At 51.4% G+C, this 26,436-nt stretch carries 26 protein-coding genes; 19 read left to right on the forward strand and 7 right to left on the reverse strand.

Going from position 1 to position 26,436, the window contains the following annotated elements; genetic code table 11:
• Positions 1 to 16 precede the first annotated feature (16 nt).
• The 3 genes from HVZ52_RS11840 to rnt all read left to right on the forward strand — a co-directional run bounded on the left by HVZ52_RS11840 (position 17) and on the right by rnt (position 2,361).
• Positions 17 to 1,114 carry an alkene reductase gene (locus tag HVZ52_RS11840; protein WP_003029197.1) on the forward strand — a complete coding sequence of 366 codons (1,098 nt, stop codon included), beginning with the start codon at positions 17 to 19 and terminating at the stop codon, positions 1,112 to 1,114.
• Between the two features lie 97 nt (positions 1,115 to 1,211).
• Positions 1,212 to 1,619: a lactoylglutathione lyase gene (gene gloA, locus HVZ52_RS11845; RefSeq protein WP_003029198.1), complete on the forward strand. Its 408-nt coding sequence runs from the start codon at positions 1,212 to 1,214 to the stop codon at positions 1,617 to 1,619.
• 94 nt (positions 1,620 to 1,713) lie between these two features.
• Positions 1,714 to 2,361 (forward strand): ribonuclease T, encoded by a 648-nt coding sequence (gene rnt / locus HVZ52_RS11850; protein WP_016152990.1) that lies wholly within the window; start codon positions 1,714 to 1,716, stop codon positions 2,359 to 2,361.
• Positions 2,362 to 2,415: 54 nt separating this feature from the next.
• On the opposite strand, the gene grxD is transcribed toward rnt, so the two are convergent.
• Positions 2,416 to 2,763 carry a monothiol glutaredoxin 4 gene (gene grxD / locus HVZ52_RS11855; protein ID WP_003832760.1) on the reverse strand — a complete coding sequence of 116 codons (348 nt, stop codon included), beginning with the start codon at positions 2,761 to 2,763 and terminating at the stop codon, positions 2,416 to 2,418.
• Between the two features lie 333 nt (positions 2,764 to 3,096).
• Here grxD and HVZ52_RS11860 point away from each other — a divergent pair, with 333 nt between their 5' ends.
• Together HVZ52_RS11860 and sodB are read left to right on the forward strand one after the other, a co-directional pair.
• The gene (locus HVZ52_RS11860; RefSeq protein ID WP_019076728.1) at positions 3,097 to 3,927 is read left to right on the forward strand and encodes a C40 family peptidase; all 831 of its coding nucleotides are present in this window, start codon (positions 3,097 to 3,099) and stop codon (positions 3,925 to 3,927) included.
• 127 nt (positions 3,928 to 4,054) lie between these two features.
• On the forward strand, positions 4,055 to 4,636 hold the full coding sequence (gene sodB / locus HVZ52_RS11865) for a superoxide dismutase [Fe] (protein ID WP_181598269.1): 582 nt from the start codon (positions 4,055 to 4,057) through the stop codon (positions 4,634 to 4,636).
• Positions 4,637 to 4,676: 40 nt separating this feature from the next.
• Here sodB and HVZ52_RS11870 read toward each other — a convergent pair whose 3' ends face one another.
• Both HVZ52_RS11870 and cydH read right to left on the reverse strand, forming a co-directional pair.
• Positions 4,677 to 5,846 carry an MFS transporter gene (locus HVZ52_RS11870; RefSeq protein ID WP_046276347.1) on the reverse strand — a complete coding sequence of 390 codons (1,170 nt, stop codon included), beginning with the start codon at positions 5,844 to 5,846 and terminating at the stop codon, positions 4,677 to 4,679.
• A 176-nt stretch (positions 5,847 to 6,022) separates the two neighbouring features.
• The gene (gene cydH / locus HVZ52_RS11875) at positions 6,023 to 6,112 is read right to left on the reverse strand and encodes a cytochrome bd-I accessory subunit CydH (RefSeq protein WP_003029209.1); all 90 of its coding nucleotides are present in this window, start codon (positions 6,110 to 6,112) and stop codon (positions 6,023 to 6,025) included.
• Positions 6,113 to 6,409: 297 nt separating this feature from the next.
• On the opposite strand from cydH, the gene purR reads away from it, so the two are divergent.
• Positions 6,410 to 7,435 carry an HTH-type transcriptional repressor PurR gene (gene purR, locus HVZ52_RS11880; protein WP_003832757.1) on the forward strand — a complete coding sequence of 342 codons (1,026 nt, stop codon included), beginning with the start codon at positions 6,410 to 6,412 and terminating at the stop codon, positions 7,433 to 7,435.
• On the opposite strand, the gene punR is transcribed toward purR, so the two are convergent.
• The gene (gene punR / locus HVZ52_RS11885; protein ID WP_019076726.1) at positions 7,432 to 8,364 is read right to left on the reverse strand and encodes a DNA-binding transcriptional activator PunR; all 933 of its coding nucleotides are present in this window, start codon (positions 8,362 to 8,364) and stop codon (positions 7,432 to 7,434) included. The genes purR and punR overlap by 4 nt on opposite strands.
• A 113-nt stretch (positions 8,365 to 8,477) precedes the next feature.
• On the opposite strand from punR, the gene punC reads away from it, so the two are divergent.
• Positions 8,478 to 9,683 carry a purine nucleoside transporter PunC gene (gene punC, locus HVZ52_RS11890; RefSeq protein WP_016156423.1) on the forward strand — a complete coding sequence of 402 codons (1,206 nt, stop codon included), beginning with the start codon at positions 8,478 to 8,480 and terminating at the stop codon, positions 9,681 to 9,683.
• Between the two features lie 290 nt (positions 9,684 to 9,973).
• Complete coding sequence (gene cfa / locus HVZ52_RS11895) at positions 9,974 to 11,122, forward strand: cyclopropane fatty acyl phospholipid synthase (RefSeq protein WP_181598270.1); 1,149 nt, start codon at positions 9,974 to 9,976, stop codon at positions 11,120 to 11,122.
• 41 nt (positions 11,123 to 11,163) lie between these two features.
• Here the strand turns inward: cfa and HVZ52_RS11900 are convergent, their stop codons facing one another.
• Positions 11,164 to 11,811, reverse strand: coding sequence for a riboflavin synthase (locus HVZ52_RS11900; RefSeq protein WP_047417658.1), 648 nt, complete (start codon positions 11,809 to 11,811; stop codon positions 11,164 to 11,166).
• Positions 11,812 to 12,028: 217 nt separating this feature from the next.
• Between HVZ52_RS11900 and mdtK the strand changes: the two genes are divergently transcribed.
• Entirely contained in the window at positions 12,029 to 13,402 is a 1,374-nt protein-coding gene (gene mdtK, locus HVZ52_RS11905; protein WP_016152981.1) for a multidrug efflux MATE transporter MdtK, read from the forward strand.
• Between the two features lie 38 nt (positions 13,403 to 13,440).
• Here mdtK and HVZ52_RS11910 read toward each other — a convergent pair whose 3' ends face one another.
• Positions 13,441 to 14,139, reverse strand: a complete 699-nt coding sequence (locus HVZ52_RS11910) for an RluA family pseudouridine synthase (RefSeq protein WP_047358440.1) — start codon at positions 14,137 to 14,139, stop codon at positions 13,441 to 13,443.
• A gap of 133 nt (positions 14,140 to 14,272) precedes the next feature.
• On the opposite strand from HVZ52_RS11910, the gene HVZ52_RS11915 reads away from it, so the two are divergent.
• The 7 genes from HVZ52_RS11915 to HVZ52_RS11945 all read left to right on the forward strand — a co-directional run bounded on the left by HVZ52_RS11915 (position 14,273) and on the right by HVZ52_RS11945 (position 20,794).
• A complete protein-coding gene (locus HVZ52_RS11915) occupies positions 14,273 to 15,064 on the forward strand; it encodes a PhzF family phenazine biosynthesis protein (RefSeq protein WP_065554474.1) in 792 nt (263 codons plus the stop codon).
• Positions 15,065 to 15,100: 36 nt separating this feature from the next.
• Complete coding sequence (locus HVZ52_RS11920) at positions 15,101 to 15,409, forward strand: monooxygenase (protein ID WP_019076722.1); 309 nt, start codon at positions 15,101 to 15,103, stop codon at positions 15,407 to 15,409.
• Between the two features lie 245 nt (positions 15,410 to 15,654).
• The gene (locus tag HVZ52_RS11925; protein ID WP_019076721.1) at positions 15,655 to 16,050 is read left to right on the forward strand and encodes a RidA family protein; all 396 of its coding nucleotides are present in this window, start codon (positions 15,655 to 15,657) and stop codon (positions 16,048 to 16,050) included.
• Between the two features lie 27 nt (positions 16,051 to 16,077).
• Positions 16,078 to 17,046: a threo-3-hydroxy-L-aspartate ammonia-lyase gene (locus HVZ52_RS11930; RefSeq protein WP_181598271.1), complete on the forward strand. Its 969-nt coding sequence runs from the start codon at positions 16,078 to 16,080 to the stop codon at positions 17,044 to 17,046.
• 124 nt (positions 17,047 to 17,170) lie between these two features.
• Entirely contained in the window at positions 17,171 to 17,812 is a 642-nt protein-coding gene (locus HVZ52_RS11935) for a PAS domain-containing protein (protein WP_016152975.1), read from the forward strand.
• Between the two features lie 541 nt (positions 17,813 to 18,353).
• Positions 18,354 to 18,848: a molybdopterin-dependent oxidoreductase gene (locus HVZ52_RS11940; protein ID WP_016152974.1), complete on the forward strand. Its 495-nt coding sequence runs from the start codon at positions 18,354 to 18,356 to the stop codon at positions 18,846 to 18,848.
• A gap of 17 nt (positions 18,849 to 18,865) precedes the next feature.
• A complete protein-coding gene (locus tag HVZ52_RS11945) occupies positions 18,866 to 20,794 on the forward strand; it encodes a bifunctional diguanylate cyclase/phosphodiesterase (RefSeq protein ID WP_047358443.1) in 1,929 nt (642 codons plus the stop codon).
• 154 nt (positions 20,795 to 20,948) lie between these two features.
• On the opposite strand, the gene HVZ52_RS11950 is transcribed toward HVZ52_RS11945, so the two are convergent.
• The gene (locus HVZ52_RS11950; RefSeq protein WP_094761209.1) at positions 20,949 to 21,908 is read right to left on the reverse strand and encodes a DUF523 and DUF1722 domain-containing protein; all 960 of its coding nucleotides are present in this window, start codon (positions 21,906 to 21,908) and stop codon (positions 20,949 to 20,951) included.
• A 203-nt stretch (positions 21,909 to 22,111) separates the two neighbouring features.
• On the opposite strand from HVZ52_RS11950, the gene HVZ52_RS11955 reads away from it, so the two are divergent.
• The 3 genes from HVZ52_RS11955 (at position 22,112) to trpS (ending at position 26,348) form a co-directional block, all read left to right on the forward strand.
• Positions 22,112 to 23,221 (forward strand): AI-2E family transporter, encoded by a 1,110-nt coding sequence (locus HVZ52_RS11955; RefSeq protein WP_016156415.1) that lies wholly within the window; start codon positions 22,112 to 22,114, stop codon positions 23,219 to 23,221.
• 119 nt (positions 23,222 to 23,340) lie between these two features.
• Positions 23,341 to 25,125: a diguanylate cyclase gene (locus HVZ52_RS11960; protein ID WP_181598272.1), complete on the forward strand. Its 1,785-nt coding sequence runs from the start codon at positions 23,341 to 23,343 to the stop codon at positions 25,123 to 25,125.
• Positions 25,126 to 25,343: 218 nt separating this feature from the next.
• Entirely contained in the window at positions 25,344 to 26,348 is a 1,005-nt protein-coding gene (gene trpS / locus HVZ52_RS11965) for a tryptophan--tRNA ligase (protein ID WP_016152968.1), read from the forward strand.
• Positions 26,349 to 26,436 lie beyond the last annotated feature (88 nt).

Below are 26,436 nucleotides of genomic sequence, written 5' to 3' on the forward strand. Positions count from 1 at the left end.
TATTCAGGAGTGCCATATGTCATCTGAAAAACTTTTTTCCCCACTGAAAGTGGGTGCTATTACGGCAGCAAACCGCGTATTCATGGCACCGCTGACGCGTCTGCGCAGCATTGAGCCTGGCGACATCCCTACTCCGCTGATGGCCGAGTATTACCGTCAACGCGCCAGCGCGGGTCTTATCATCAGTGAAGCTACACAGATTTCCGCGCAGGCGAAAGGCTATGCGGGGGCACCCGGCTTACACAGCGAAGCGCAAATTGCCGCATGGAAAAAAATCACCGCTGCCGTACATGCGGAGCAAGGTCATATTGCGGTCCAGTTGTGGCATACCGGGCGCATCTCTCACGCCAGTCTGCAGCCCAACGGTCAGGCACCGGTCGCACCTTCCGCAATTAGCGCCGGTACCCGGACCTCGCTGCGTGATGAAAATGGTCTGGCAACGCGTGCGGATACCTCAATGCCGCGTGCGCTGGAAACGGAAGAAATTCCCGGCATCGTTAATGACTTCCGTCAGGCGATTGCCAACGCGCGCGAAGCGGGTTTCGACATGGTTGAACTGCACTCCGCTCACGGCTATCTGCTGCACCAGTTCCTGTCGCCAACGTCTAACCAGCGTACCGATCAATACGGCGGCAGCGTCGAAAATCGTGCGCGTCTGGTGCTGGAAGTTGTCGATGCCGGTATTAAAGAATGGGGTGCCGATCGCATTGGTATTCGCGTATCTCCGATTGGCTCATTCCAGAACGTTGACAACGGCCCGAACGAAGAAGCTGATGCGCTGTATCTGATTGAACAACTGGGCAAGCGCGGAATCGCTTACCTGCATATGTCTGAGCCGGACTGGGCTGGCGGCGAGCCGTATTCCGATGCGTTTCGCGAAAAAGTTCGTGCACGTTTCCACGGTCCGATCATTGGTGCGGGTGCCTACACACCTGAAAAAGCAGAAGCACTGATCGAGAAGGGCCTGATCGACGCCGTTGCTTTTGGTCGCGCCTATATCGCAAACCCGGATCTGGTTGCGCGCCTGCAGCGTAAAGCGGAGCTGAATCCGCAACGTGCCGAAAGCTTCTACGGCGGCGGCGCGGAAGGTTACACCGATTATCCTACCCTCTAACGTCACAAACTCCGTTCTGCCATTGATAGCGGCGTAACAACGCCGCTATACTAAAACAACATTTTGAATGTATTAGCCATTTTCGAAGGGGAAAAAGATGCGTTTACTTCATACCATGCTGCGCGTGGGTGACCTGCAGCGTTCCATCGAGTTTTATACCAACGTGCTGGGCATGAAGCTGCTGCGTACCAGCGAAAACCCTGAATACAAATACTCCCTGGCCTTTGTCGGCTACGGCCCTGAAACCAGCGAAGCCGTGATCGAACTGACCTATAACTGGGGTGTCGACAAGTATGAGCTGGGCACTGCCTACGGCCATATCGCCCTGAGCGTAGACAACGCAGCCGAAGCCTGTGAACGTATTCGTCAGAATGGCGGTAACGTCACGCGTGAAGCCGGTCCGGTAAAAGGCGGCACCACCGTAATTGCGTTCGTTGAAGATCCAGACGGTTACAAAATTGAACTGATCGAAGAGAAAGACGCCGGGCGCGGCCTGGGCGACTGACCTCCCCACGGGCGCAGATCGTCTGTGCCCGTAGTTTTATACTCATCATTTTGCCATAATACGCGCTGCAATTTTCCCGTATTAAGAGACCCAGATGTCCGATAACGCTCAACTTTCCGGTCTGTGTGACCGTTTTCGTGGTTTTTATCCTGTCGTCATTGATGTCGAAACCGCAGGGTTCAATGCCAAAACCGATGCGCTGCTTGAGATCGCAGCCATCACACTGAAAATGGATGAACAAGGCTGGCTGATGCCGGACACGACGTTACATTTCCACGTAGAGCCATTTGAAGGCGCGAATTTGCAGCCGGAAGCCCTCGCCTTTAACGGAATTGACCCTAACAATCCGCTACGCGGCGCGGTCAGCGAATATGACGCTCTGCATGCCATCTTTAAAATGGTGCGTAAAGGCATTAAAGACAGCGGCTGCAATCGGGCGATCATGGTGGCGCATAACGCTACGTTCGACCACAGTTTTATGATGGCCGCAGCAGAACGCGCCTCGCTCAAACGTAATCCATTTCATCCGTTCGTCACCTTTGATACTGCGGCCTTAAGCGGCCTGTCTCTGGGGCAAACTGTGTTATCGAAAGCGTGCCTGGCGGCAGGAATGGAATTTGACGGGACTCAGGCGCACTCGGCGCTGTATGACACCGAACGGACGGCCGTGCTGTTTTGCGAAATTGTTAACCGCTGGAAACGTCTCGGCGGCTGGCCTCTTCCCGTGCCTGAAGAGGCATAACGGACCGATAAAAAAAGCGACCATCACGAGGTCGCTTTTTTATTTACGCTGATATTATTCAGCGTCCGGCTCTTCAGTTTTGTATTTCGCCGCTGTTTCTTTAATCAGCTGCTGCAACTCACCGCGCTGGTACATTTCGATCAAAATGTCACAGCCGCCAACCAGCTCACCATCAACCCACAGCTGCGGGAAGGTTGGCCAGTTTGCGTATTTCGGCAGCTCGGCGCGAATATCCGGGTTCTGCAGAATATCAACATAAGCAAAGCGTTCACCACAGGCGGACAGCGCCTGCACAGCCTGAGCGGAGAAACCGCAGCTTGGCAGTTTAGGGGAACCTTTCATGTACAGGAGAATCGGGTTTTCAGCGATCTGGCGCTGGATTTTTTCGATAGTGGTGCTCATTATCTTGCTTCCTTAAACTTCTTTTACGGCAGTAGTCTGACATTGTAGCGGGTCAGACAGGCAACGGAAAATAACATTTTCATTACGCGTTATTATTTTATCCCCTGACGCCAAAAGTTGCATTCACAATCTCACTTATCCCTTTAAAGCCTGTGGATTTGATTATTCGTTCACCAACGCCAACTTTAATTGCTGATTTTTTTTGCGGTCGGTTACGAAACGTAGTTTTAAACAAAAAAGCTATTAACTTTCCCTCTTTCTATAGATTAGAATCATCAAGTTTTGAAAATCACACGCAGGCATGATAGACCTGCCTTACCAGAGGATTGCTCAGTGGCGCGGATAAACCGAATCTCGATCACGCTCTGTGCTTTACTTTTTACTACACTGCCCTTTACGCCCATGGCTCATGCTTCCAAGCAGGCCAGGACGACACCTACCCATTCCCACACCATCAAAACGGTAGATAAAAAGAAAAGCGCAACAACCAGCCAAAAAACAACAAAGACCAGCAAGAAAACGGCGACAAAAACCACCAGCAAAACCAGCACCAAAACCGCTTCCTCTTCTAAACATCGCACTGCCGCTCCGGCAAAGTCGACTAAAACAGCAAACCGTCGTGGTAAAAACACCGCAGCACAAACCGCTGCCGTTACCTGGACTGAAAAATGCACGCCGCGCAAAGGTCATAAGCCGCGCTGTGTAAAAGTGAAAACCACCGCACCAACGACGCTGGCTGACGCGCATAAAGTGAAAGTGCAGAAAGCCACTAAAACCGCCATGTCCACGCTGATGAACCAAATCGGCAAGCCTTATCGCTGGGGCGGCACCTCACCAAGAACCGGGTTTGACTGCAGCGGTCTGGTCTATTACGCCTATAAAGATCTGGTGAAATTCCGCATTCCACGCACTGCGAACGAAATGTATCATCTGCGCGATGCAGCGCCGATTGAACGTGGCGAACTGAAAAATGGCGACCTGGTATTTTTCCGTACCCAGGGGCGTGGAACTGCCGATCACGTTGGCGTTTATGTTGGCAACGGTAAGTTTATTCAGTCACCGCGCAGCGGCCAGGAAATTCAAATCACCTCTCTGAGTGAAGATTACTGGCAGCGCCACTATGTGGGCGCTCGTCGGGTAATGACGCCAAAAACAATTCGTTAAAAACTTACCCTACAGTACATGCTGTAGGGTAAGTTCTTCTTTTGCATAACCTTTCAATTTGCTACCCTATCCTTACTCACAATGAGGCTATTGTGTGTACTCAATATAAATAATAAGGAGAGAAGCAATGTCGTTTGAATTACCTGCATTACCGTATGCCAAAGATGCTCTGGCACCGCACATTTCTGCCGAAACGCTGGAATATCACTATGGCAAACACCATCAAACTTACGTGACTAATCTGAACAACCTGATTAAAGGCACGGCGTTTGAAGGCAAATCACTGGAAGAGATCGTACGTAGCTCTGAAGGCGGTGTATTCAATAACGCAGCACAGGTATGGAACCACACGTTCTACTGGAACTGCCTGGCACCGAACGCAGGTGGCGAACCTACCGGTAAACTGGCCGAAGCAATTGCCGCCTCCTTTGGCAGCTTTGCGGATTTCAAAGCGCAGTTCACCGATGCCGCTATTAAAAACTTCGGTTCTGGCTGGACCTGGCTGGTAAAAGGAACGGATGGCAAACTGGCTATCGTTTCCACCTCCAATGCAGGTACACCGCTGACCACCGACGCGACGCCGCTGATGACCGTTGACGTATGGGAACACGCCTACTACATCGATTATCGCAATGCCCGTCCTGGCTACCTGGAAAACTTCTGGGCGCTGGTGAACTGGCAATTTGTTGCGAAGAACTTCGCAGCATAAAAAAGATGACGCAGAAGGAGAACCCTTCTGCGTTTTAGCATTAATTCGCGGTAGTGAAAGCCTCTTCAGGCTGTTTGCGCGCCGAGATAAAGACCAGCAGCAGCGCAAGCCCCGCCACAATTGCCCCCATCACCGGAACAAAGCTGTAGCCCAACCCACCGGAAATCACCGCCCCACCGGCTGCGGCACCCAGAGCATTCCCCAGATTAAACGCGCCAATGTTGACTGACGATGATAATCCAGGCGCTTCGCTGGCAACGCGCATCACGCGCATCTGCAACGGCGGAACGACCGCAAACGTCGCTGCCCCCCAGACCACCATACTGACTGCCGCACCCAGCTCATTACGCGCCAGGAAAGGAATGGCCAGCATAATAACCATCAGCAGCAGTAAAAAGCCTTTCAGCGTACCGTTGACGGAACGGTCAGCCAGTTTGCCACCAAGATAGTTACCGATAGAGAAGCCAACGCCAATCAGCACCAGCATACCGGTCACAAACGCCGGTGTGGCATGGGTGATCGTATGTAACACTGGTGAGATATAGGTATAAAGCGTGAACATCGCCCCGGCTCCCAGAACGGTCGTCAGCAGCGCCGACAGCACCTGCGGACGCATAAGTACCGCCAGTTCGCTACGGACGTCCGGGCGCTCTCCCGCCCCACCTTTGGGTAAAGAGAAGAACAGGCTGACCATGGCGATGACGCCCAGACCCGCCGTTGCCATAAACGACATACGCCAACCGATGGTTTCACCAAGCCAGGTCGCCGCAGGAACGCCGCCAATATTGGCAATGGTCAACCCCATAAACATGGTTGCCACGGCGCTGGCCTGCTTATGTTTGGGTACTACGCTTGCAGCGACAACGGAGCCAAGACCAAAAAATGCCCCATGGTTCAGACTGGTCAAAATACGCGATAACATCAGGGTGGTGTAATCCGGCGAGATAGCCGAAAGCACGTTGCCCAGCGTGAAAATCGCCATCAGGAATATCAACGCATTACGTCGCGCACGATGAGACAGCAGTAATGTCATCAGCGGAGCACCCACCATCACCCCAACCGCATACGCGCTGATTAACATTCCGGCCGCGGGAATCGAGACATCCACACCTTTGGCAATGACGGGCAATAATCCCATTGGCGAAAATTCAGTGGTGCCAATGCCAAACGCGCCGATCGCCAGCGCCAGTAAAGGATAATTGAGTTTCATATTTCGACTCCGTAACGTCGAGCCGGGGCGCGACATAAAATAAGAGTCAAAAGCATGACATTGATCGCAAAATTAATAAAGTTAACAAAATTGCAAAAGACTTTTGCTTATTCGCAAACAATCGACGGGAAAGGCAAGCGGAAAGGATGAGGGAGAGCGAACTCCCTCGGGGGAAATCAATGCAGCGCTGCGGTCAGGCCACCCGCGACGATCAAACCCAGAACAATAATGGTAGTCACTAACGAAAATTTCAGATCGGTGCTCATCAAGTTTTCTCCTTTTTATTCCCACACAAAAAGTGATATTGCGCATTTTTACACACTTGAAAGCAAAAATCTCTCACGATTTATATTGATAACTGCTTTTAACTCTTCCCCTTTTCGTTAAGATCAGACAAAATTCCACGCTTACTTGATTAGCGTACCGGCCATTGACCCCTTCCTGACGTTCCGTGTCGTTTTCCCGGCGTGCCGCAACCCTTACGTTGCGCTAAGGGTGTGTTAAGGCAAACGTTTACCTGGAGTATTCTCAGGAGCTTAGGATATGGTCTGGAGTGAGATGTAATGGCAACAATTAAAGATGTAGCGAAGCGAGCAAACGTTTCCACTACAACCGTATCACACGTAATTAACAAGACGCGCTTTGTCGCGGAAGAAACGCGTAATGCTGTCTGGGCGGCGATCAAAGAGCTGCACTATTCTCCGAGCGCCGTGGCGCGCAGCCTGAAGGTGAATCACACCAAGTCTATTGGCTTGCTGGCCACCAGCAGCGAAGCGGCCTATTTCGCTGAAATTATCGAAGCCGTTGAGAAAAACTGTTTCCAGAAAGGCTATACCCTGATTCTGGGTAACGCATGGAACAGTCTCGAAAAACAGCAGGCTTATCTGTCAATGATGGCGCAAAAGCGCGTTGATGGTCTGCTGGTGATGTGTTCTGAATATCCGGAGTCGCTGCTTTCGATGCTCGAAGAGTACCGCCATATTCCGATGGTCGTCATGGACTGGGGCGAAGCTAAAGCCGACTTTACCGATACGGTCATTGATAACGCCTTCGAAGGCGGTTACATGGCGGGTCGGTATCTGGTAGAACGCGGTCATCGTGAGATTGGCGTGATCCCAGGCCCAATGGAGCGTAATACCGGAGCCGGGCGTCTGGCAGGCTTTATGAAAGCGATGGAAGAAGCGCTCATTAAAGTTCCTGAAAACTGGATTGTGCAGGGCGATTTTGAGCCTGAATCCGGCTATCGCGCCATGCAGCAAATTCTGTCACAGTCGCATCGTCCGACCGCCGTCTTCTGCGGTGGCGATATCATGGCGATGGGTGCGCTGTGCGCCGCTGACGAGATGGGACTGCGCGTACCGCAGGATGTTTCGCTCATCGGTTACGACAACGTGCGCAACGCCCGCTTCTTCACGCCGGCTCTGACGACCATTCACCAGCCTAAAGATTCACTGGGGGAAACGGCCTTCAACATGCTGTTAGACCGTATCGTGAATAAACGTGAAGAGTCGCAGTCTATCGAGGTTCATCCGCGCCTGGTAGAACGCCGCTCCGTTGCCGACGGCCCGTTCCGCGATTACCGTCGTTAAGACTGTTGTGCGGGAGCCTCATCGGGCTCCCGCAACCATTCCTTATTCAGCGTTTCACTATCCCCTAAATAGTCCAGCAGCCAGCTCAATGCCGGCGACGTATCGTTCTGTTGCCATGTCAGGCAGCATGCGGCATCAGGAAATGGATTCTCCAGCTGTAGCGCGACCCATTTGCCGCTATCGATCCACGGTTTGGCAAAATGCGTCGGTACCATACCCACGCACAAACCTGCCGATAAACAGGTCGCAGAAGATTCCCAGTCAGGCACCACGACGCGCTTTTGGTTATCCAGCAGCCAGGTAATACGCTTAGGAAGCGTCCGCGACGTGTCTTCACGCACCAGCGACGGCCAGTTGCGCAACGTGTCGTCGCTTAGCGGTCCGGGCATTGACGCCAACGGATGATGGCTTGCCACCACGCAGCTCCAGCTCAGCATTCCCATGTCGCGGAAGGTATAGCGCCCCCCCACCGGAATCGCCTGCGTGGCGCCGATTGCCAGCTCAACGCGCCCATCGGACAGCGCATCCCAGACACCGTTAAACACCTCCTGGAAAACCAGCAGTTCCACATCATCAAAATGACGATAGAAATCCACGATCATCTGTCGGGTACGATCCGGGCGGACAATGTTATCTACCGCGATCGCCAACTGCCCGCGCCAGCCGTTGGCAATTTGCTGACATTGCTGGCGGGTGATCTGCATTTTTTTGATAACAGAGCGGCCTTCTTTGAGAAACCATGCACCGGCAGGCGTCAATTCCACATCCCGATGGCGTCGCTCAAAAAGCGGCACCGCCAGCCACTCTTCCAGTTGACGCACGGTGTAGCTTACCGCCGAGGGTACGCGGTGCAACTCCTGCGCGGCCGAACTAAAGCTACCGTTACGCGCAACCGCATCCACAACTTCAAGTGAATATTCCGACCACATATTCTGCCCACAAAAAATTTGAAATCAGTAAGCAAATATTAGCGTTTCACAGCAAGAATTACACTCACTACACTCAGCGGCATTGTTCTACTGCTAAAAAAAGAGAAATGATGATGCAACCTGGGAAAGGATTTTTAGTCTGGCTGGCGGGTCTTAGCGTACTCGGCTTTCTGGCAACGGATATGTATCTGCCCGCCTTTGCCGCAATTCAGTCCGATCTGCAGACGCCTGCATCTGCCGTCAGCGCCAGCCTTAGCTTATTCTTAGCGGGTTTTGCCGTCGCGCAACTTCTGTGGGGGCCGCTCTCTGACCATTATGGTCGCAAGCCTGTTTTGCTGCTGGGTTTATCCATCTTCGCGCTGGGCAGTTTGGGCATGCTGTGGGTTGAAAATGCCACCGGTCTGCTGGTACTGCGCTTTGTTCAGGCCGTTGGCGTTTGTGCGGCATCGGTTATCTGGCAGGCGCTGGTCACCGATTATTATCCTTCACAAAAAGTAAACCGCATCTTTGCCACCATTATGCCATTGGTCGGGTTATCCCCGGCATTAGCGCCGTTATTAGGCAGTTGGATCCTGGTACATTTTTCCTGGCAGGCCATTTTCGCCACCCTGTTTGCCATTACCCTGATCCTGATGCTTCCGGCTCTGCGCTTAAAACCAACAGCTAAAGCACGCGACGACAGCCAGGATAAACTGACTTTCGCTACCCTGTTGCGCTCAAAAGTTTACCGCGGAAACGTGCTGATTTATGCCGCCTGCTCCGCGAGCTTCTTCGCGTGGCTGACGGGTTCCCCGTTCATCCTCAGCGAAATGGGCTACAGTCCGGCGGTGATTGGCCTGAGCTATGTTCCACAAACCATCGCTTTCTTAATTGGTGGTTACGGCTGCCGCGCTGCGCTGCAAAAATGGCAGGGCCGTCAGTTGCTGCCCTGGTTACTCATTCTGTATGCCTTTAGCGTAGTAGCCACCTGGGCAACCGGCTTTATTCACCATGTTGCGCTGGCTGAAATCCTCATTCCATTCTGCGTTATGGCGATTGCCAATGGAGCAATCTACCCTATTGTTGTGGCTCAGGCGTTACGTCCTTTCCCACAAGCTACGGGACGCGCAGCGGCATTGCAGAACACACTGCAACTGGGTTTATGCTTCCTGGCAAGCCTTGTGGTTTCCTGGTTGATCGCCACCCCGCTGCTCACCACCACCAGCGTGATGCTGACAACGGTGCTGCTGGCGGCCGCGGGTTACAAAATGCAGTCGCAGAAGGCTAACGCCCCGCACACAGATGATCGGGCGCAAATTGCCCACGGTGAGTCTCACTAGTAATCACCTTTGATAATTGATTAGCCTGCTAATATTTATTGGTTGAATCGTCAAAAATTCAGGCCTATACTGATTTCCGGTTGTTAAAAAAACGATAATTGTTATGTGTTAACGGGGACAAGAACGTTCCCGTTTTCCCATGGATGGTCTTTTCGGCAAGGGTTCCTCCCTTCCTCTGTTCTACGTCGGATTATAGATTTGCGGATTAATTCCGTGAGAGTTCTCACAAAGCCCAAAAAAGCGTCTACGCTATTTTAAGGTTCTGATCACCGACCAGTGATGGAGAAGCTATGAGTTCATCGTGTATAGAAGACGTCAGCGTACCGGATGATGACTGGTACCGCATCACCAATGAATTATTGAGCCGTGCAGGTATTACCATTAATGGTCCGGCACCGGCAGATATTCGCGTAACGAACCCCGATTTTTTCAAACGCGTATTGCAGGAAGGATCGTTAGGGTTGGGCGAAAGTTATATGGATGGCTGGTGGGATTGCGACCGGCTGGACATGTTTTTTTGTAAAGTCCTGCGCGCCGGTCTTGAAAACCAACTCCCCCGCCACTTTAAAGATACGCTCCGTATCGCCACGGCTCGCCTGTTCAATTTACAGACCAAAAAACGTGCGTGGGTCGTCGGCAAAGAACACTACGATTTGGGCAACGATCTCTTTACCCGCATGCTGGACCCTTATATGCAGTATTCCTGCGCCTACTGGAAAGATGCCGATACCCTGGAATCTGCCCAACAGGCGAAGCTAAAAATGATTGCCGAAAAACTGCAGTTGAAGCCAGGCATGCGGGTGCTCGATATCGGCTGCGGCTGGGGCGGCTTATCCCAGTTTATGGCGTCACAATATGGCGTTAGCGTGGTGGGCGTGACCGTTTCGGCAGAACAGCAGAAAATGGCGCAGGCGCGTTGTGCGGGGCTGGATGTCACAATTTTGCTGCAGGATTATCGCGACCTTAACGACAAATTTGATCGCATTGTCTCCGTCGGCATGTTTGAGCATGTGGGGCCGAAGAACTACGCGACTTATTTTGAAGTGGTTGATCGTAATTTAAAACCCGACGGTCTCTTTTTGCTGCATAGCATCGGCTCCAAAAAGACCGACAATAACGTTGATCCGTGGATCAATAAATATATCTTCCCGAACGGCTGTTTACCGTCAGTTCGCCAGATTGCCAACGCCAGCGAGCCGCATTTTGTGATGGAAGACTGGCATAATTTTGGCGCGGATTACGATACAACGTTGATGGCATGGCACGAGCGTTTCATGAGATCCTGGCCTGAAATCGCCGATAACTATACCGAACGCTTTAAACGGATGTTCAGCTATTACCTGAACGCCTGCGCCGGTGCGTTTCGTGCTCGCGACATTCAGCTGTGGCAGGTGGTTTTTTCCCGCGGCGTTGAACACGGCCTGCGCGTTCCCCGCTAATCGTTATCACCCCCGTGCCAACGGGGGTTTTACACTCTGGCTTAGGCTCCCGCCTCACCCGTTACGTTACTGATGGCGTTTTCACGCGCCGCCAGTACGCGCTCAACGGTATCAACCACCGCCTGGGTTTGAGGATCGATTTCGATATTGACCCGCGCGCCTAACTTTTTCTTACCCAGCGTCGTACGTTCCAGCGTTTCCGGGATCAAATGCACACAGAAACGCGTCGGTGTCACCTCGCCGACCGTCAGACTGATGCCATCAATTCCGATAAATCCTTTGTACAAGATGTATTTCATCAGCGACGGGTCCTGAACTTTAAACCACACCTGGCGGTTGTTCTCCGAGGTCAGAATTTTCGACACTTCGGCGGTCGTCATAATATGGCCCGACATTAAATGTCCGCCAATTTCATCACTGAATTTTGCCGCACGCTCAACGTTGACCAAATCCCCAACCTTCAGGTCACCCAGATTGGTGATACGCAGCGTTTCTTTCATCAGATCAAAGCTTATCTGGTTACCGTTGATTTCGGTTACCGTCAGGCAGCACCCATTGTGGGCAACCGATGCGCCGGTCTCCAGCGCATCCAACATATATTCAGGTAACTCCACAACATGCGTACGAAAATTTGGTTTTTCATCAATGGACACCAATTTCGCGGTGCCCTGCACAATACCCGTAAACATACTTCTAACTCCTGAACTGAATTAAGACATCTCTGCACAGCACAATAGCAGGTGGAAATTCAGGTTGCCAGCGATGCGCCGCTACTGCCTGTTTTTTCACTGGAGAATTACGTATTCCTCGCTACAATAGACTGAAATTTCCCCTGCTTTTTCTCCTTGCTGCCATATAAGGCGGCTTTTTTAGTCTCTCAAATAACAACAATATAGTGGTGTACACGTGCAAAAGTATGTAAGTGAAGCGCGTCAGTTATTAGCTCTGGCAATTCCGGTGATTCTTGCGCAAATCGCTCAAACCGCAATGGGATTCGTTGATACCGTCATGGCGGGCGGATACAGCGCCACGGACATGGCGGCCGTCGCCATTGGCACATCTATTTGGTTGCCGGCCATTTTGTTTGGTCACGGACTGCTGCTGGCCTTGACGCCAGTGATTGCGCAACTCAATGGTTCCGGGCGCCGCGATCGTATTGCCCATCAAATACGCCAGGGTTTCTGGCTGGCGGGCAGCGTCTCCATTCTGATTATGATCGTGCTCTGGAACGCGGGATACATTATTCGCTCCATGCATAACATCGACCCGGCGCTGGCAGATAAAGCCGTCGGCTACCTGCGCGCGTTGCTGTGGGGCGCGCCGGGGTATTTGTTCTTCCAGGTAGCCCGTAACCAGTGTGAAGGTCTGGCCAAAACCAAACCGGCGATGGTGATGGGATTTCTCGGCCTGCTGGTGAACATTCCTGTTAACTATGTTTTCATTTATGGGCATTTTGGCATGCCGGAGCTAGGCGGTGTGGGCTGCGGCGTGGCAACAGCGGCGGTTTACTGGGTGATGTTTATCGCCATGCTGTCATACGTTAAACGCGCACGCTCGATGCGTGATATCCGTAATGAGCGTGGTTTCCAGAAACCGGACACCGCCGTAATGAAGCGCCTGGTACAGCTGGGTTTACCTATCGCGCTGGCGTTATTTTTCGAAGTGACGCTGTTTGCTGTGGTGGCGCTACTGGTTTCCCCGCTGGGGATTGTCGACGTGGCCGGACACCAGATCGCGCTCAACTTCAGCTCGTTAATGTTCGTCCTGCCGATGTCTCTGGCTGCAGCCGTCACCATTCGAGTCGGTTATCGTCTGGGCCAGGGTTCCACGCTGGATGCGCAAACCGCAGCCAGAACAGGTCTGGGCGTCGGCGTCTGCATGGCGGTTGTGACGGCGATTTTCACCGTAACATTCCGTGAGCACATTGCCCTGCTCTACAACAATAACCCGGAAGTTGTCGCTCTGGCAGCGCAGCTCATGTTACTGGCCGCGGTGTATCAAATATCGGACTCTATCCAGGTTATTGGCAGCGGTATCCTACGTGGTTATAAAGATACGCGTTCCATTTTCTTTATTACCTTTACGGCATACTGGGTACTGGGTCTGCCGAGCGGCTATATTCTGGCGCTGACCGATCTGGTGGTTGACCGGATGGGACCGGCAGGATTCTGGATGGGCTTTATTATCGGCCTGACCTCTGCGGCCGTGTTGATGATGCTGCGGATGCGTTTTCTGCAGCGCCAGCCGTCAGCGGTTATTTTACAACGCGCTGCACGATAATCCCCAAATAGCCGCCATCTGGCGGCTTTTTTATATCCTCAAAACGGGCTGGCGTTTTGGGCCGTCATCCATTCCTGACTGACCGGATGCCTGAAATGCAGTTCACTGGCATGCAGCATCAGTCTCGACGTCCGTTCGGTGCCTGGCAGCAGACGCCCACCATATAAATCGCACCCCAAAATGGGATGCCCCAACTGCTGACAGTGGATCCGCAACTGGTGGGTACGCCCGGTTTCAGGTGTCAGCCGTACCCGCGTCAAAGCGAGTAACGTCCCATCTTGCTGGCGATGATGAAAACGCTCAATAACCTGATAGCGCGAGCGCGCGGGTTTACCGTTAATGGCGCAAATCGACATCAGTGGAAACAGCGCCGGATCCTTGGCAATCGCTGCGTCTATAACGCCTTCATCGTTTTTCAGATGCCCGCACAACAACGCACTATACACCTTGCTTACCGCGCGCTGACTGAACTGCTGGCAAAGCGCGGCGTTGATAGCCTTGTTACGGGCAATCACCATCAGCCCTGACGTCCCAAAATCAAGCCGATGTACCAGCGTACAGCCGGGGTAAATCTGTACCAGCCGGTGATGTACCGAATCGAAATTCTGCGGGTTTTTCCCCGACAAGCTAAGCAGTCCGGTGGGTTTATTGATAAGCACCAGATGCTCGTCCTGATAGAGGATCGCTATCTCCTCATGACAAGGCGGGGCAATAAAGGTATCGAGGATCGTAGACATGAGCGGCCAGGATGAAGTGTGGAAACGGATGATAGCGAATTTTTACCACGCAGGCGAATCAGGGCGCTTAACCAATGACAATCATTGCATGATAGAGTGTGGGATATCCTGAGTGCGATGAGAGGGTTACACCGTGCAACAAATCGATTTCTACATGGTAGATGCCTTTACCACTACGACGTTTGGCGGTAATGCCGCAGCAGTATGCCCGCTCGATGACTGGTTGCCCGATGAAATATTATTAAAAATGTCGCAGCAGCATAACCAGTCGGAAACCGCTTTTTTTGTCGCCAATGAGAATGGCTTCGAGCTGCGTTGGTTTACCACGCAAGGCGAAATTAATCTGTGTGGGCACGCCACGCTTGCCGCCGCACATGTCATCTTTGAACATCTGGATTTCCCGGAAGCGACCATCCATTTTGCCACCCGTTTTGTGGGGCCACTGACGGTCACGCGCAGCGGTGATTGGCTGACGCTTGATTTTCCTGCCTGGCAAAGCGAACCTGCCGAACCGCCCGCCTTACTGCTGGAAACATTGGGCATCACCGAATATAAAGAAGTGCGCGTCGCGCGCGATTACATGGTCGTGATGGAGAATCAACAGCAGGTTGAGGCTGTGCGCCCGAATATCCACGCCATGATTCCCCTCGGGAAAATGGTATGTATCACCGCGCCGGGTGACGGGGAATACGATTTCGTCAGCCGTTTCTTCTGCCCGGGTGAAGCGGTCGCGGAAGACCCGGTTACCGGTTCGACGCATAGCATGCTGATTCCTTACTGGGCTGCAAAACTGAATAAAACGCAGATGCTGGCGCGCCAGGTCTCTGAACGCGGCGGCGATTTACGCTGCCAGCTGACAGGAACGCGTGTTTATATTGGTGGACAAGCAGTAACTTATCTGACGGGTAAAGTGCTGTTACGCTAGCAGCCTTACCCGAATTAACCAATCCATGGAGGATTTATGGCAAACAAACTCGTGCAGATACACTTTGATTTTCCTGGTCCGTTTGGCGCTGAGATGTCACATCAGCTTGTTGAACTGGCAGAATCCATCAACCAGGAACCGGGTTTCATCTGGAAAATCTGGACCGAGAACGCAGCAAACCACGAAGCGGGTGGCATCTACTTGTTTCAGGATGAAGACAGCGCTCTGGCCTATATCAAAAAACACACGGCCCGCCTGAAGCACCTGGGTGTAGATGACGTGACGTGCAAAATCTTCGATATCAATGAACCGTTAAGTAAGATTAACCACGGCCATATCGGCTAATTTTTGGCTTTAACGCCCCGCCCCGGGGCGCTTCTTCACTCCCCTGCTTTACCCTCATCAAAAGCGTTCCCCCCTCTTTCACTGCACCTGGATAGCTATATAACGTGGGTCACGTTTGCCATAGTTCACAAAATCATCACCTGTGAAAACTATCACTAGCCGAACGCGGTATGAAAGCGTATAAATAATACAAACAGTATTATTTTATACAAAATGAATTACCACTAACTACAGGAGATTCTCTTATGTCCGTGGACATTACATTGAACTCATCTGCAGGAGGTTTTCCGCCTGCAGGTCATTACTCGCACAGTACAACGGCTGGCGGATTCGTCTTCATTTCTGGTCAGTTGCCGGTCACAAGTGATGGCGAAAAAAAAACCGAGGCCTCTTTTGAAGAGCAGACGCGGCTGGTACTGCAGAATATTGATGCCTGCCTGGCTGGCGCTGGGGTTTCTCGACAGCACCTGGTGTCAGTACGCGTCTATGTGACAGATATCAACCAATGGCCAACGTTTAACAAAATCTATGGGGAGTGGATCGGTGATTTCCGGCCCTCCCGCGCGGTAGCGGGCGTTGCAGAACTTCATTATGGTTTCGCGCTGGAAGTTGAAGCTATAGCCCTGGCCCCACAAGCATGACGTTTAACGACATACAGGTGAACAACAATGACTGAGATGACACTGCCTGATTATAACGATGTTGCCGCCGCGGCAGAGCGCATTGCCGACTATGCCAACAAAACGCCGGTGATGACCTCCCGAACGGTTAATGACGAATTTGGTGCTGAAGTTTTCTTCAAGTGCGAAAACTTCCAGAGAATGGGCGCGTTTAAATTTCGCGGAGCCATGAATGCGTTACGCCAGTTCACGCCAGAACAACGCGCTGCGGGCGTCGTCACCTTTTCGTCCGGCAACCATGCGCAGGCCATTGCCCTGTCGGCAAAATTGTTGGGGATCCCGGCGACGATTATCATGCCGCATGATGCCCCGGCGGCTAAAGTTGCAGCCACAAAAGGCTATGGTGGAAATGTGGTGATTTACGATCGCTATACCGAAGATCGTGAAAAAATCGGGCGGGAGCTGGCAGAGAAACAAGGATTGACGCTGATCCCGCCATACGACCATCCGCACGTGATTGCGGGCCAGGGTACCGCCACAAAAGAGCTGATTGAAGAAGTGGGTCAGCTAGACGTTCTTTTCGTGTGTCTGGGCGGTGGCGGCCTGCTTTCGGGCTCCGCACTGGCAGCCAGACATCTGTCACCTGACTGCATCATCTATGGTGTCGAGCCGGAGGCAGGAAACGATGGTCAACAGTCGTTTCGCAGCGGAAAGATTGTTCATATCGATACACCGAAAACCATTGCTGACGGTGCTCAGACCCAACATCTCGGGAATATTACGTTTCCGATTATCCAGCAAAATGTGCACGATATTCTGACTGTCTCAGACGATGAATTAGTCGCCTCGATGAAATTTATCGCTGAGCGAATGAAAATTGTCGTGGAGCCGACTGGCTGTCTGGGTTTTGCCGCCGCCAGAGCGCACAAAGCTGAACTTCGCGGCAAGAAAATCGGCATTATCATCAGCGGTGGGAACGTGGATATCAGCCGCTACAGTGAATTCCTTGCCGGGTAATCAAGAAGGTATCTGCCATGCGGATACCTTATTACCGTCTGAACACTCGCGTCTGGAAAAGCGAACCCTGCTCACTGTAAACTGCCCGCAATCATGGCAACAGGCATCACCGCAGGAGACTGGCATGCCAAAAACCGATAACAACTCACTTCTCAGCCAAATTGACACTATCGCCAGGGGCTTGAGCGAGACCTTCTCTCCGTTTTGCGAAGTGGTGGTTCATGATCTCAAAAATCCTGAACATGCCATTTTATCCATCCATAATAACCTGTCCGGACGAGAACCCGGCCAACCGGCAACAGAACTGGGTCTGGCGCGAATCGCATCGCCTGAATTTCCCAGCATTATTGCCAACTACAGCAACCAGTTTGCCGATGGCCGCCCGGTGAAAAGTACCTCCATCGGCATCAAGGATGACGAAGGCAAATACGTAGCAGCACTCTGTCTGAACGTGGATATGACGCTGTTTCGTGGCATGCAGAGTGCCCTTGCGCGTTTTACTGAAACCGCTGACTCTCCCATTAAGGAACATATCGATCCCGGCAGTAACGAAGTCATCCGCCAGCGTATCGATGACTTTGCCGCTAAATGCGCAACGACGGCCCGCGCCCTGAAACCTGAAGACCGTAAACGACTGATTCAACAATTACGCAAAGACGGTTTGCTGAACGTACGAAAATCTATGGACACAGTGGCGCAGCATCTGGGCGTCTCCAGAGCGACCGCGTATCTGTATGCCCGCCAGTCGGCTCAGGCTGGCGAATAAGCCCGGTTATGTGGCGCTCAGCAAGGTTTATCCGCGTGGCTCAGGCAGCAAGCCAGCGCGGCATATTCCCCCAATCTCGGTGCATCCAGCCATTGATAAGTTCATTAAGTTGCTGACGATCCCGTAGGTGATTTTGCATATTTTGAATTCCTGATAATTGACTATTTTTGAACGTCTGCTACGCCTGTGTAATCTAATCCCGGGAATAGGCAAAAGTTCGATTTATTCAACAAGGTTACCCGCCGATAAAACAACGATTCCCTGTCGCTGTACAAAAAAATAAACCTTTATGATCGTGTGATTTTTTAACAACCACAGAGTGAGTGTTTTTTGTACAGACACAACAAAAATCACCGTCCGTTAATAACAGACTTCGCCTGATTTAATAAATATCCATAACCATTAAGCATGGCAACCCATTGATTTAAATGAATTAAAATACAAACAACTTCACATCATCAATAATAGACAGGCGGAATATATAAATAGCGTGATATCTAAATTATAATTCTTTTACATCCGGCTGATTGGTGAGGTTAGAATGCGGTTAATAGTCATGTTGGTAAGCGTTGTGCTCTCCACCCAGCTTTGGGCGGGTGAACTTTCCAGGCCCACCGGTAAAGTTCTTTTAACGTTATCCGGTAATATTGAAAATACAAATGAAGACGGGAAAGCGGTTTTTGATACCGCCAGCCTTGAGAAGCTGGGCATGGTAAGTTTTCAGACCACCTCCCCCTGGTATAATGGACGTACGACCTTTACGGGTATTCCACTACAAAAACTCATGGATTATGTTGGAGCGAGCGGCTCCGTTGTAAAGGTTACTGCGCTTAATGACTACACCACCGTTATCCCTCTCAGTGATTTCAAAAAATACAATGCCATCCTTGCTTTAAAAATCAACGGAAAATATATGCGCATCCGTGATAAGGGCCCATTATTCATTGTGTACCCCTATGACAGCATGCCGGAACTAAATAATCAGATTTATTATTCAAGGTCTGCATGGCAGGTCAGTAGTATGGATATTGAGTAAGCGTTCAGAGGAACATCATGAACAGAATACTGGCTGGCATCATCTTTTTTCTTTTTATATCGACCGGATATATCTCTTTCCTCGTGCATGAAAGGCAACAAGAGCTACAGAAACTGACTCACTACACCGATTCCTGGTCTGCCGCTCAGTTGGTATCTCAATATTACCGATTTGAATCGTTGCTTGGTCTTTACACTATCGATGATACGATGAATCTTGATGATGTACGCATGCGTCTCGACATTATGCTCAGCCAGAGTGATTTGATAAAAGAAGGTGATTTGGGGCGCTACATAGAAAGCAACATTGCCCACCGTGAGCTAGCGGTAACACTTGAAAATACCCTTAGTTATCTGGATGATAATCTCGAGAAAATGAACCGTCCAGCACTCCAGGCGTATCTGAAAAAAATGCATACCCTGGATGCACAACTTGGCCGTCTTTCATCCGGCGCATTAAACAAAGATGTTAACTCGATTAATAACGCCAACCAAAAAATTCAAACGCTGTACTATATTTACTCAACGACATCTGTACTGCTAATAATACTGAGTGCGATTCTGGGCGTGCTCATTTTTTATCAAAACAGAAATATTCTGCGGGCGCACCTTCAGGTCAAGAGTCTTGCCGAAGAACTGCAAAAATCGAAGGAAAAGCTACAAATTCAGAATGCCAAGCTGGAATATGACGTCTACCATGACTCGCTCACCGAGATGAATAACCGCCAGCTATTCTGGAGCGATTTAAATAAAACAATCGAAATGGCAGAGAAAAATAACGATGCTGTGACGGTGATGTTGTTTGATTTAGATCGATTCAAAGAGGTCAATGATACGTATGGTCATGATGCCGGTGATATGTTACTGCGCCAGATATCCGATCGTCTGATTTCGACAAGCCTTACGTCGGATACGTTGTATCGCTTAGGCGGGGATGAGTTTGCGTTTCTCTCAAGTGGTCTGACAGAAAGTCGGGCCGTTTCGCGAGCCCAGAAAATATGTGAGTTTATCAGCCAGCCCTACACCATTTACAACACAATTATCAACATAACCACCTGTGTTGGCATTGTTATCTCAGAAAATGAGCGCCGCTCCGACTATCTTTATAAATTTGCCGATCTGGCCCTTTATGAAGCCAAAAATGAAGGCTCTGGCAAGATAAAAGTCTTCCGGCAACGAATGTTAGAAAAATTGCAAGAAAGCAGAACGCTTGAGCATGATATGGCATTAGCAATAGTGAACAAAGAGTTCGTGGTGTATTACCAGCCTATTGTCGATTCTTTCAGTCAGAAAATATACAGCTATGAGGCGCTAATTCGTTGGGTCCATCCTCTCAAGGGCCTCTTGTCGCCGGATAGCTTTATTCCTGTTGCTGAAAAAACAGGGATGATTAATGAGATGGGGAAAGCGGTGCTGGAAATTGCCTGCAGGGAAGCCGCGGGTTGGGCGGTTCCGGCTAAAATTTCAGTCAATGTCTCCCCTGTCCAGCTAAGCAGCAAGGCCTTTGCAGGAATCGTGTTAACCATTCTGAAAGAAACTGGACTTCCACCTGACCGCCTCGAACTGGAAGTGACTGAATCCTCTCTCTTTACCGAGAGTGCTACGCCGATAAATACGCTTAATAAGCTCCGGGCCCTGGGGGTAAAAATCTCCATCGATGATTTTGGTACCGGATACTCTTCTCTTTCGCGCCTCAGCAGACTTGCCTTCGATAAAATCAAAATAGACAAGTCCTTTGTGCATTCGATATCTACGCAGGAAGACGCCCTGACTATCATCAAACTTATCACGGGCATGGCGAAATCTCTCAATATGAAGGCTGTTGCAGAAGGTGTTGAAACGCAGGAGCAACTGGCAAGACTTCAGGCTCTGGGCTGCGATTTCGCGCAAGGATATCTGTTTGGCAAACCTCAGCCTTGTATCGATGAAGAAATCAGAAACGGTTAAATCGCGGTCGGCACATTTGCCCGTGGGTGCAGGGCCGCATTTTCTCATCGATTACACACCGTGAAAGTTATCCCTGCTTAAACGCATCAGAAAACGGCAGGGATAACCTTCGCGAACAACGGATATTTCTGCCCCAGATTTACTCGCCATCAGGCTAATTAATCATTAACCGTAGGGCTAAATCCTTCGGATAAGGATCAAAATAGTTCTGGGTAAGCAAATAGCTGTCTGGGTATTCAGCAAGGTAGTGCTTGAGCAGAGTCAGTGGCGCCAATATTGGCAGCAGTCCGCCGCTATAGTTGAGGATAACGTCACGCAACTCTCCGCGCTGGCGGGTGTTCAACCGATCGCGGAAGTAGCCCTGAATATGCATCAGTACGTTGGTGTGATTTTTCCGTGAGGCGGGCTTTTTGAGGATCGCCATTAGCTTTTCGCGATATACCACGAAAAAAGCGTCCAAATCATCCCATTGATGGAGCGAGGCCACGAAAGGGCCAATATCCCGGTAACCCGCCTGGTGATGAGCCAAAAGCTGGAGCTTATAGCGGCTGTGGAAGTTGAGTAAACCGTGGCGAGTAAGACCAGTGGCTCGCAGCATATTAAGTTCATGTAACGCGAACACTCGCTCGACAAAGTTCTCCCTCAGCACCGGATCGTGCAAGCGGCCATCTTCTTCGACCGGCAACCACGGGTAGGTTTCCATTAAGGTGCCGGTAAACAGACCGATTCCCTCTTTTCGCCCACGATTTCCCTTTTCGTCATACAGCCTCACTCTCTCCATTCCGCAGCTCGGTGATTTAGCACAGACGATAAAACCCGACAGACCGCCAAGTCCATTGATATATGAAGCGGTGAAATCGGACATTTTATCGGTTACATCCTCACCAGGCGCATGGCTAAAACACATGCGGATATTCCCCTGGGCGGTTTGAACCAAACGCAACGCGGGGCGTGGTACAGGCAAACCGATGGACATCTCCGGGCAGACAGGTTTAAAAGTCACCCACTGAGCCAGCTCGTCCATCACAAACCCCATCCGTTTATGCCCGCCGTCGAATCGCACGGCTGAGCCGGTTAAACATCCACTAATCCCGATGACAGGTTGAGTGTTCATAACGCCCCCTCTTTTTTTGACGCCCTTTTTCGGGAAGAAAAGTATGACTGTTTCACTAATAAATCATAGCGTACGTTATTTATCTGTAGCAGGCTCCCTACGAAAAACAGGTTAACCAATTTAAGTAAATATGCGCAGCGAAAGTTGGTAATTCCCCTGAACGGTTCTATAGTCGGGACTGCTTCTCATTACAGGGTTCACTAATGCGATTTAACGGACTGACTAAAGGTTTCTTCATTTTCATACTTGCCCTTGTGACTTGGGCGTTCTTCGATGTGTTGTCTCCCTATTTCTCTGCCATTTTGTGGGCCGCAATCTTAACCACCATCTTTAACCCGGTGAAAAACAGACTGCGCAGCGCGCTTGGCGAACGTAACGGGCTGGCGTCACTGCTCACCATCGGCATCATCTGTCTGATTGTTTTTATCCCACTGATGGTGATCTTCTCCTCGTTGGCTATTGAGCTGAACGTGGTGTATGCCAAATTACAACAAAACGACACTCAGTTCCCGGAAGTGGTCACCGCCATTATTTCGTATCTTCCTGACTGGGCCAGAGGATTCCTCGCAGAACATAATCTGGATAACGTCGCGCAGATCCAGAAAAAACTGTCCGACGTTGTACTGCAGGGTGGACAGTACCTCGCCGGCAGCGCGTTCCTGATTGGTAAAGGGACATTCGGCTTTGCTATTAGCTTTGGCATCATGCTGTATCTGCTGTTTTTCTTACTGAAGGACGGGCCGTACCTGGTGCGCCAGATTCTGGACTCATTACCGCTTTCTGATTTTGCCAAACAGCACCTGTTTGCCAAATTCGTCGGCGTGACGCGGGCAACGGTCAAGGGCACGGCGGTCGTGGCGTTGGTTCAGGGTATTCTTGGCGGCATCGCGTTTGCAATTGTCGACATCGACGGCAGCGTCCTGTGGGGCGCGCTGATGGCGTTTCTCTCCCTCGTGCCCGCGGTCGGCTCAGCGATCGTCTGGGTACCTGCGGCAATATTCCTCTTCGCCACGCACCAGCTGTGGCAAGGGCTGTTTATCGTTGGCTTCTTCGTGATTATCGTCGGGCTGGTGGACAATATCCTGCGCCCGCTGCTGGTGGGTAAAGACACCAAAATGCCGGATTATCTGATTCTGATTTCCACTCTCGGCGGAATGGAGATCTACGGCATTAACGGCTTTGTGATTGGCCCCCTGATTGCCGCACTGTTCATTACCTGCTGGAACCTGTTTTCCGGGCGCGATCATGAAGGTAACGTGGAAGGAATCGACGAAGCCTTTATGGAAGAAGGAAAAAATCCTCCAGATTTATGATGGCAGGACGATAACAGAAGGCGGTCCTGAGACCGCCTTTTTTATTTTCACGCAAAATCATACGTTTCCTATAATTTCAATCATGCTTATTCATTAATCGTCGCAGAAGGAACTAATCAGTGCGAATTGCCACAATCACCAACTGGGCCTACAGCGCGACGGTGTGTCTGACCATTGCCTCCGGCGTTGTCATGTTGATGGCCTCCAGCGCCGATAACACCGAACGGCAGGTGGTGGAGCAGCGTTATCAATTCGATCAACTGACCGAAGAAGTCGAGCTCGATGCCTGGTCGCTGTCCAGTCTGGCACGCGAATATGTTATTGCAAAAGACCCGGAAGCGCTTAACGCCTACCGCCAGAAAGAAGCGTCGCTGAAAGCCGTTGAACAGCGGCTGTCGAAACTAAAAGACATTGGGGCGACGGATGAAGAGCTGGCGCTATTGCATGAAGGGCTGCAGATTGTTGATGCCCTGCAGGATGAGCAAGCTACGGCGCTTGCCAGCGTCGCGCGCGGAGAAGAGTCGCAGGCCATCGCCCTGCTGTATGGCAAATCCTATGAACAGGAACTGGAGCGAGCCCAGGACCGGATAGATCATTTCCGTCAGTTACTCGACAGCCGCGTACGCAACACCATTGAAGATGCCACTCAGACTTCGCGCACGCTACGTACGGCTTCGGAAGTGATGGTCGGGCTGACGGCGCTGCTATTTTTGTTCGTTCTCGGCTTTATTTTAAAACGCCGCGTACTGCGTCCCGTGGTGCGTTTGAGCGATGTGGTTAACCGTCTTGCGTCGCAGGATTACGCCGTTGAGACACCCAGCTTTAATCAGATCGACGAAATCGGCGATATGGCGCAGGCGATCCGCATTTTTCGCGAGAACGGCCTGGCACGTCAGCGACTGGAGAAAGAACGAGACGCCGACTGGGCAATCCGCGAGCTGCTCGCACGTATGACTCAACGTTTGCAAGGCTGCGAGAATTTTGCCGATGTCATTAATGTGGCAGAGCTGTTTGCGCCGAATGTTGCTCCCGGTATTGCCGGGCGGCTTTACATACTGGATCGAGAGCCCTGGCAAATGCGCTGCGTTGCGCAATGGCTTTCACCGCAGGGCAAAGCGGATGCTTTCCACCCGGACGAATGCTGGGCAGTGCGCCGCGGTCAGAGCCATCCACCGGTGCAAGGCGAACCCGATATCGCCTGCTACCATCTACCGGAATCATGCCAGCAGCATACCCTGTGCGTGCCACTGATTGCCCAGGGTGAAGCCATCGGCCTGCTCTCATTCCAGAACCTCAGCAATGATTCCGCTCCCTCTCGCGCGTATCTGGAACTGATGGCGGAAGCACTCGGTCTGGCGTTAGCCAACCAGCGCCTGCGTGATGCGCTGCTGGAGAAAGCGCTCTACGACCCGCTAACCGGCCTGCGCAACCGTCACCATCTGGAAGATACGCTGCGCACCCAGATGAGCCAGGCAGTGCGTAACAAAGAGCCAATCAGTTGCCTGATGATCGATATCGATCATTTCAAAAAAATTAACGACCGCTTTGGCCATGAGGCGGGCGATAGTGTGATAAAAAGTATCGCCACCACTATTCAGCGCGTTGTCCATGACAGCGGCATGGCCTTCCGCTACGGAGGTGAAGAGTTTCTGGTGTTGCTGGCCAATACGGATGAGCAGGCCGCCAACCGCTTTGCGACAGATATTTATAATGGTGTACGCGAACTGTCGCTGCGCTTTGGACTCTCAGAGATTGGTCACGTTGATGTCTCTATCGGCGTTGCCAGCTATCCGCAGCACGCCCAGAGCGACAATCTTCTGCGCGCCGCAGACGTGGCGCTGTATCGCGCGAAAGAGTTAGGGCGTTCGCGCATCGTGAGCTTTGGCATGCTGGAAGCGAGCTAAGATACGTCTGTACGCCGTGCATTGCTTTACCTCTGCGCCAGGCGGTGATATGTTGATTGGATGAACACAAAACACGATATCACCGCGTTTAATCACAACCTGTGGTGGCTGCCTTCTTAAAGGCGGTCAGAATGTGTTTTCCCCATTTTAAATAACCGCCGAAAGGCGGTTATTTGCATTTAAAGACCCCTTTCGGTTTTTTGATTAAGGAGTCTTACATGAACAACAAAACTATCATCCTCACTGGCGATCGTCCCACTGGCCCGCTGCATCTCGGCCACTATGTTGGCTCTCTGCGCCAGCGCGCCACGCTGCAACATGATTATCAGCAGTTTATATTGGTTGCTGACCTGCAAGGGCTAACCGATAACGGCAGCACACCACAAAAGATCCGCAACAATATTCCCGAAGTGCTGGCTGATTACCTCGCCGCAGGAATCGACCCGTCACTCACCACCATTTGTCTGCAGTCGGCCCTGCCCGCCCTCGCTGAGCTGACCGCGCTTTATATGAACATTGTTACCGTGGCTCGCGTGGAGCGAAATCCTACGGTCAAAAACGAAATTGCGCAGAAAGGATTTGCCCGCTCGTTACCGGTTGGCTTTCTGGTTTATCCCATCAGCCAGGCAGCAGATATTACCGCTTTCAAAGCCGAGGTGGTTCCCGTCGGCGACGATCAGTTGCCCATGATCGAACAGACCAATGAGATCGTGCATAAGATGAATAGTCTGTTACCGACCTCTGTCTTGTCGCATTGTAAAGCGCTACTGAGTGAGACCAGCCGTCTTCCAGGGATCGACGGTAATGCCAAAATGTCAAAATCGCTCGGCAACACACTACTCCTGTCTGCCAGCGAAGAGGCTATTCATCATGCGGTCAGCGCAATGTACACCGATCCCAATCATCTAAAAGTGTCCGATCCGGGTCAGATTGACGGCAATATGGTATTTACTTACCTCGATGCTTTTCATCCGGATAAAGCAAAAGTGGCGGAGATGAAAGTACATTATCAGCGCGGCGGGCTGGGTGACCGGACATGCAAAAACGAGCTGGAGATGTGCTTGCAGGAGCTTATCGCCCCGATGCGCGAGCGGCGGGCAACCTACATCCAGGATAAAGGTATGCTGATGGCGATGCTCAAAAAAGGAAGCGAAGAGGCGCACGAGGTCACACAGCAGACATTAAAAGAAGTAAAGCAAGGGCTGGGTTTGCCGGTGTTCTGAACTCGAAGCACTACAGGTTCGATAATTAAAGATAGCTCCCGACGAATGACAATCGCCGGGAGTAGCGCAGCCATGCGTTGACGCGTAA

This window comes from Citrobacter sp. RHB36-C18 (assembly GCF_013814485.1).
GTDB lineage: Bacteria > Pseudomonadota > Gammaproteobacteria > Enterobacterales > Enterobacteriaceae > Citrobacter > Citrobacter braakii.

What these genes read in the sequence shown, in the direction of transcription:
- HVZ52_RS11870 (WP_046276347.1), bottom strand. Translation starts at nt 5,846, where the DNA reads ATGAAACTCAATTATCCTTTACTGGCGCTGGCGATCGGCGCGTTTGGC.
- trpS (WP_016152968.1), top strand. Translation starts at nt 25,344, where the DNA reads ATGAACAACAAAACTATCATCCTCACTGGCGATCGTCCCACTGGCCCG.
- HVZ52_RS11930 (WP_181598271.1), top strand. Translation starts at nt 16,078, where the DNA reads ATGACTGAGATGACACTGCCTGATTATAACGATGTTGCCGCCGCGGCA.
- HVZ52_RS11840 (WP_003029197.1), top strand. Translation starts at nt 17, where the DNA reads ATGTCATCTGAAAAACTTTTTTCCCCACTGAAAGTGGGTGCTATTACG.
- HVZ52_RS11910 (WP_047358440.1), bottom strand. Translation starts at nt 14,139, where the DNA reads ATGTCTACGATCCTCGATACCTTTATTGCCCCGCCTTGTCATGAGGAG.
- punR (WP_019076726.1), bottom strand. Translation starts at nt 8,364, where the DNA reads ATGTGGTCGGAATATTCACTTGAAGTTGTGGATGCGGTTGCGCGTAAC.
- rnt (WP_016152990.1), top strand. Translation starts at nt 1,714, where the DNA reads ATGTCCGATAACGCTCAACTTTCCGGTCTGTGTGACCGTTTTCGTGGT.
- cfa (WP_181598270.1), top strand. Translation starts at nt 9,974, where the DNA reads ATGAGTTCATCGTGTATAGAAGACGTCAGCGTACCGGATGATGACTGG.
- sodB (WP_181598269.1), top strand. Translation starts at nt 4,055, where the DNA reads ATGTCGTTTGAATTACCTGCATTACCGTATGCCAAAGATGCTCTGGCA.
- HVZ52_RS11945 (WP_047358443.1), top strand. Translation starts at nt 18,866, where the DNA reads ATGAACAGAATACTGGCTGGCATCATCTTTTTTCTTTTTATATCGACC.
- HVZ52_RS11940 (WP_016152974.1), top strand. Translation starts at nt 18,354, where the DNA reads ATGCGGTTAATAGTCATGTTGGTAAGCGTTGTGCTCTCCACCCAGCTT.
- purR (WP_003832757.1), top strand. Translation starts at nt 6,410, where the DNA reads ATGGCAACAATTAAAGATGTAGCGAAGCGAGCAAACGTTTCCACTACA.
- HVZ52_RS11950 (WP_094761209.1), bottom strand. Translation starts at nt 21,908, where the DNA reads ATGAACACTCAACCTGTCATCGGGATTAGTGGATGTTTAACCGGCTCA.
- HVZ52_RS11935 (WP_016152975.1), top strand. Translation starts at nt 17,171, where the DNA reads ATGCCAAAAACCGATAACAACTCACTTCTCAGCCAAATTGACACTATC.
- cydH (WP_003029209.1), bottom strand. Translation starts at nt 6,112, where the DNA reads ATGAGCACCGATCTGAAATTTTCGTTAGTGACTACCATTATTGTTCTG.
- HVZ52_RS11925 (WP_019076721.1), top strand. Translation starts at nt 15,655, where the DNA reads ATGTCCGTGGACATTACATTGAACTCATCTGCAGGAGGTTTTCCGCCT.
- HVZ52_RS11955 (WP_016156415.1), top strand. Translation starts at nt 22,112, where the DNA reads ATGCGATTTAACGGACTGACTAAAGGTTTCTTCATTTTCATACTTGCC.
- HVZ52_RS11920 (WP_019076722.1), top strand. Translation starts at nt 15,101, where the DNA reads ATGGCAAACAAACTCGTGCAGATACACTTTGATTTTCCTGGTCCGTTT.
- gloA (WP_003029198.1), top strand. Translation starts at nt 1,212, where the DNA reads ATGCGTTTACTTCATACCATGCTGCGCGTGGGTGACCTGCAGCGTTCC.
- grxD (WP_003832760.1), bottom strand. Translation starts at nt 2,763, where the DNA reads ATGAGCACCACTATCGAAAAAATCCAGCGCCAGATCGCTGAAAACCCG.
- HVZ52_RS11900 (WP_047417658.1), bottom strand. Translation starts at nt 11,811, where the DNA reads ATGTTTACGGGTATTGTGCAGGGCACCGCGAAATTGGTGTCCATTGAT.
- punC (WP_016156423.1), top strand. Translation starts at nt 8,478, where the DNA reads ATGCAACCTGGGAAAGGATTTTTAGTCTGGCTGGCGGGTCTTAGCGTA.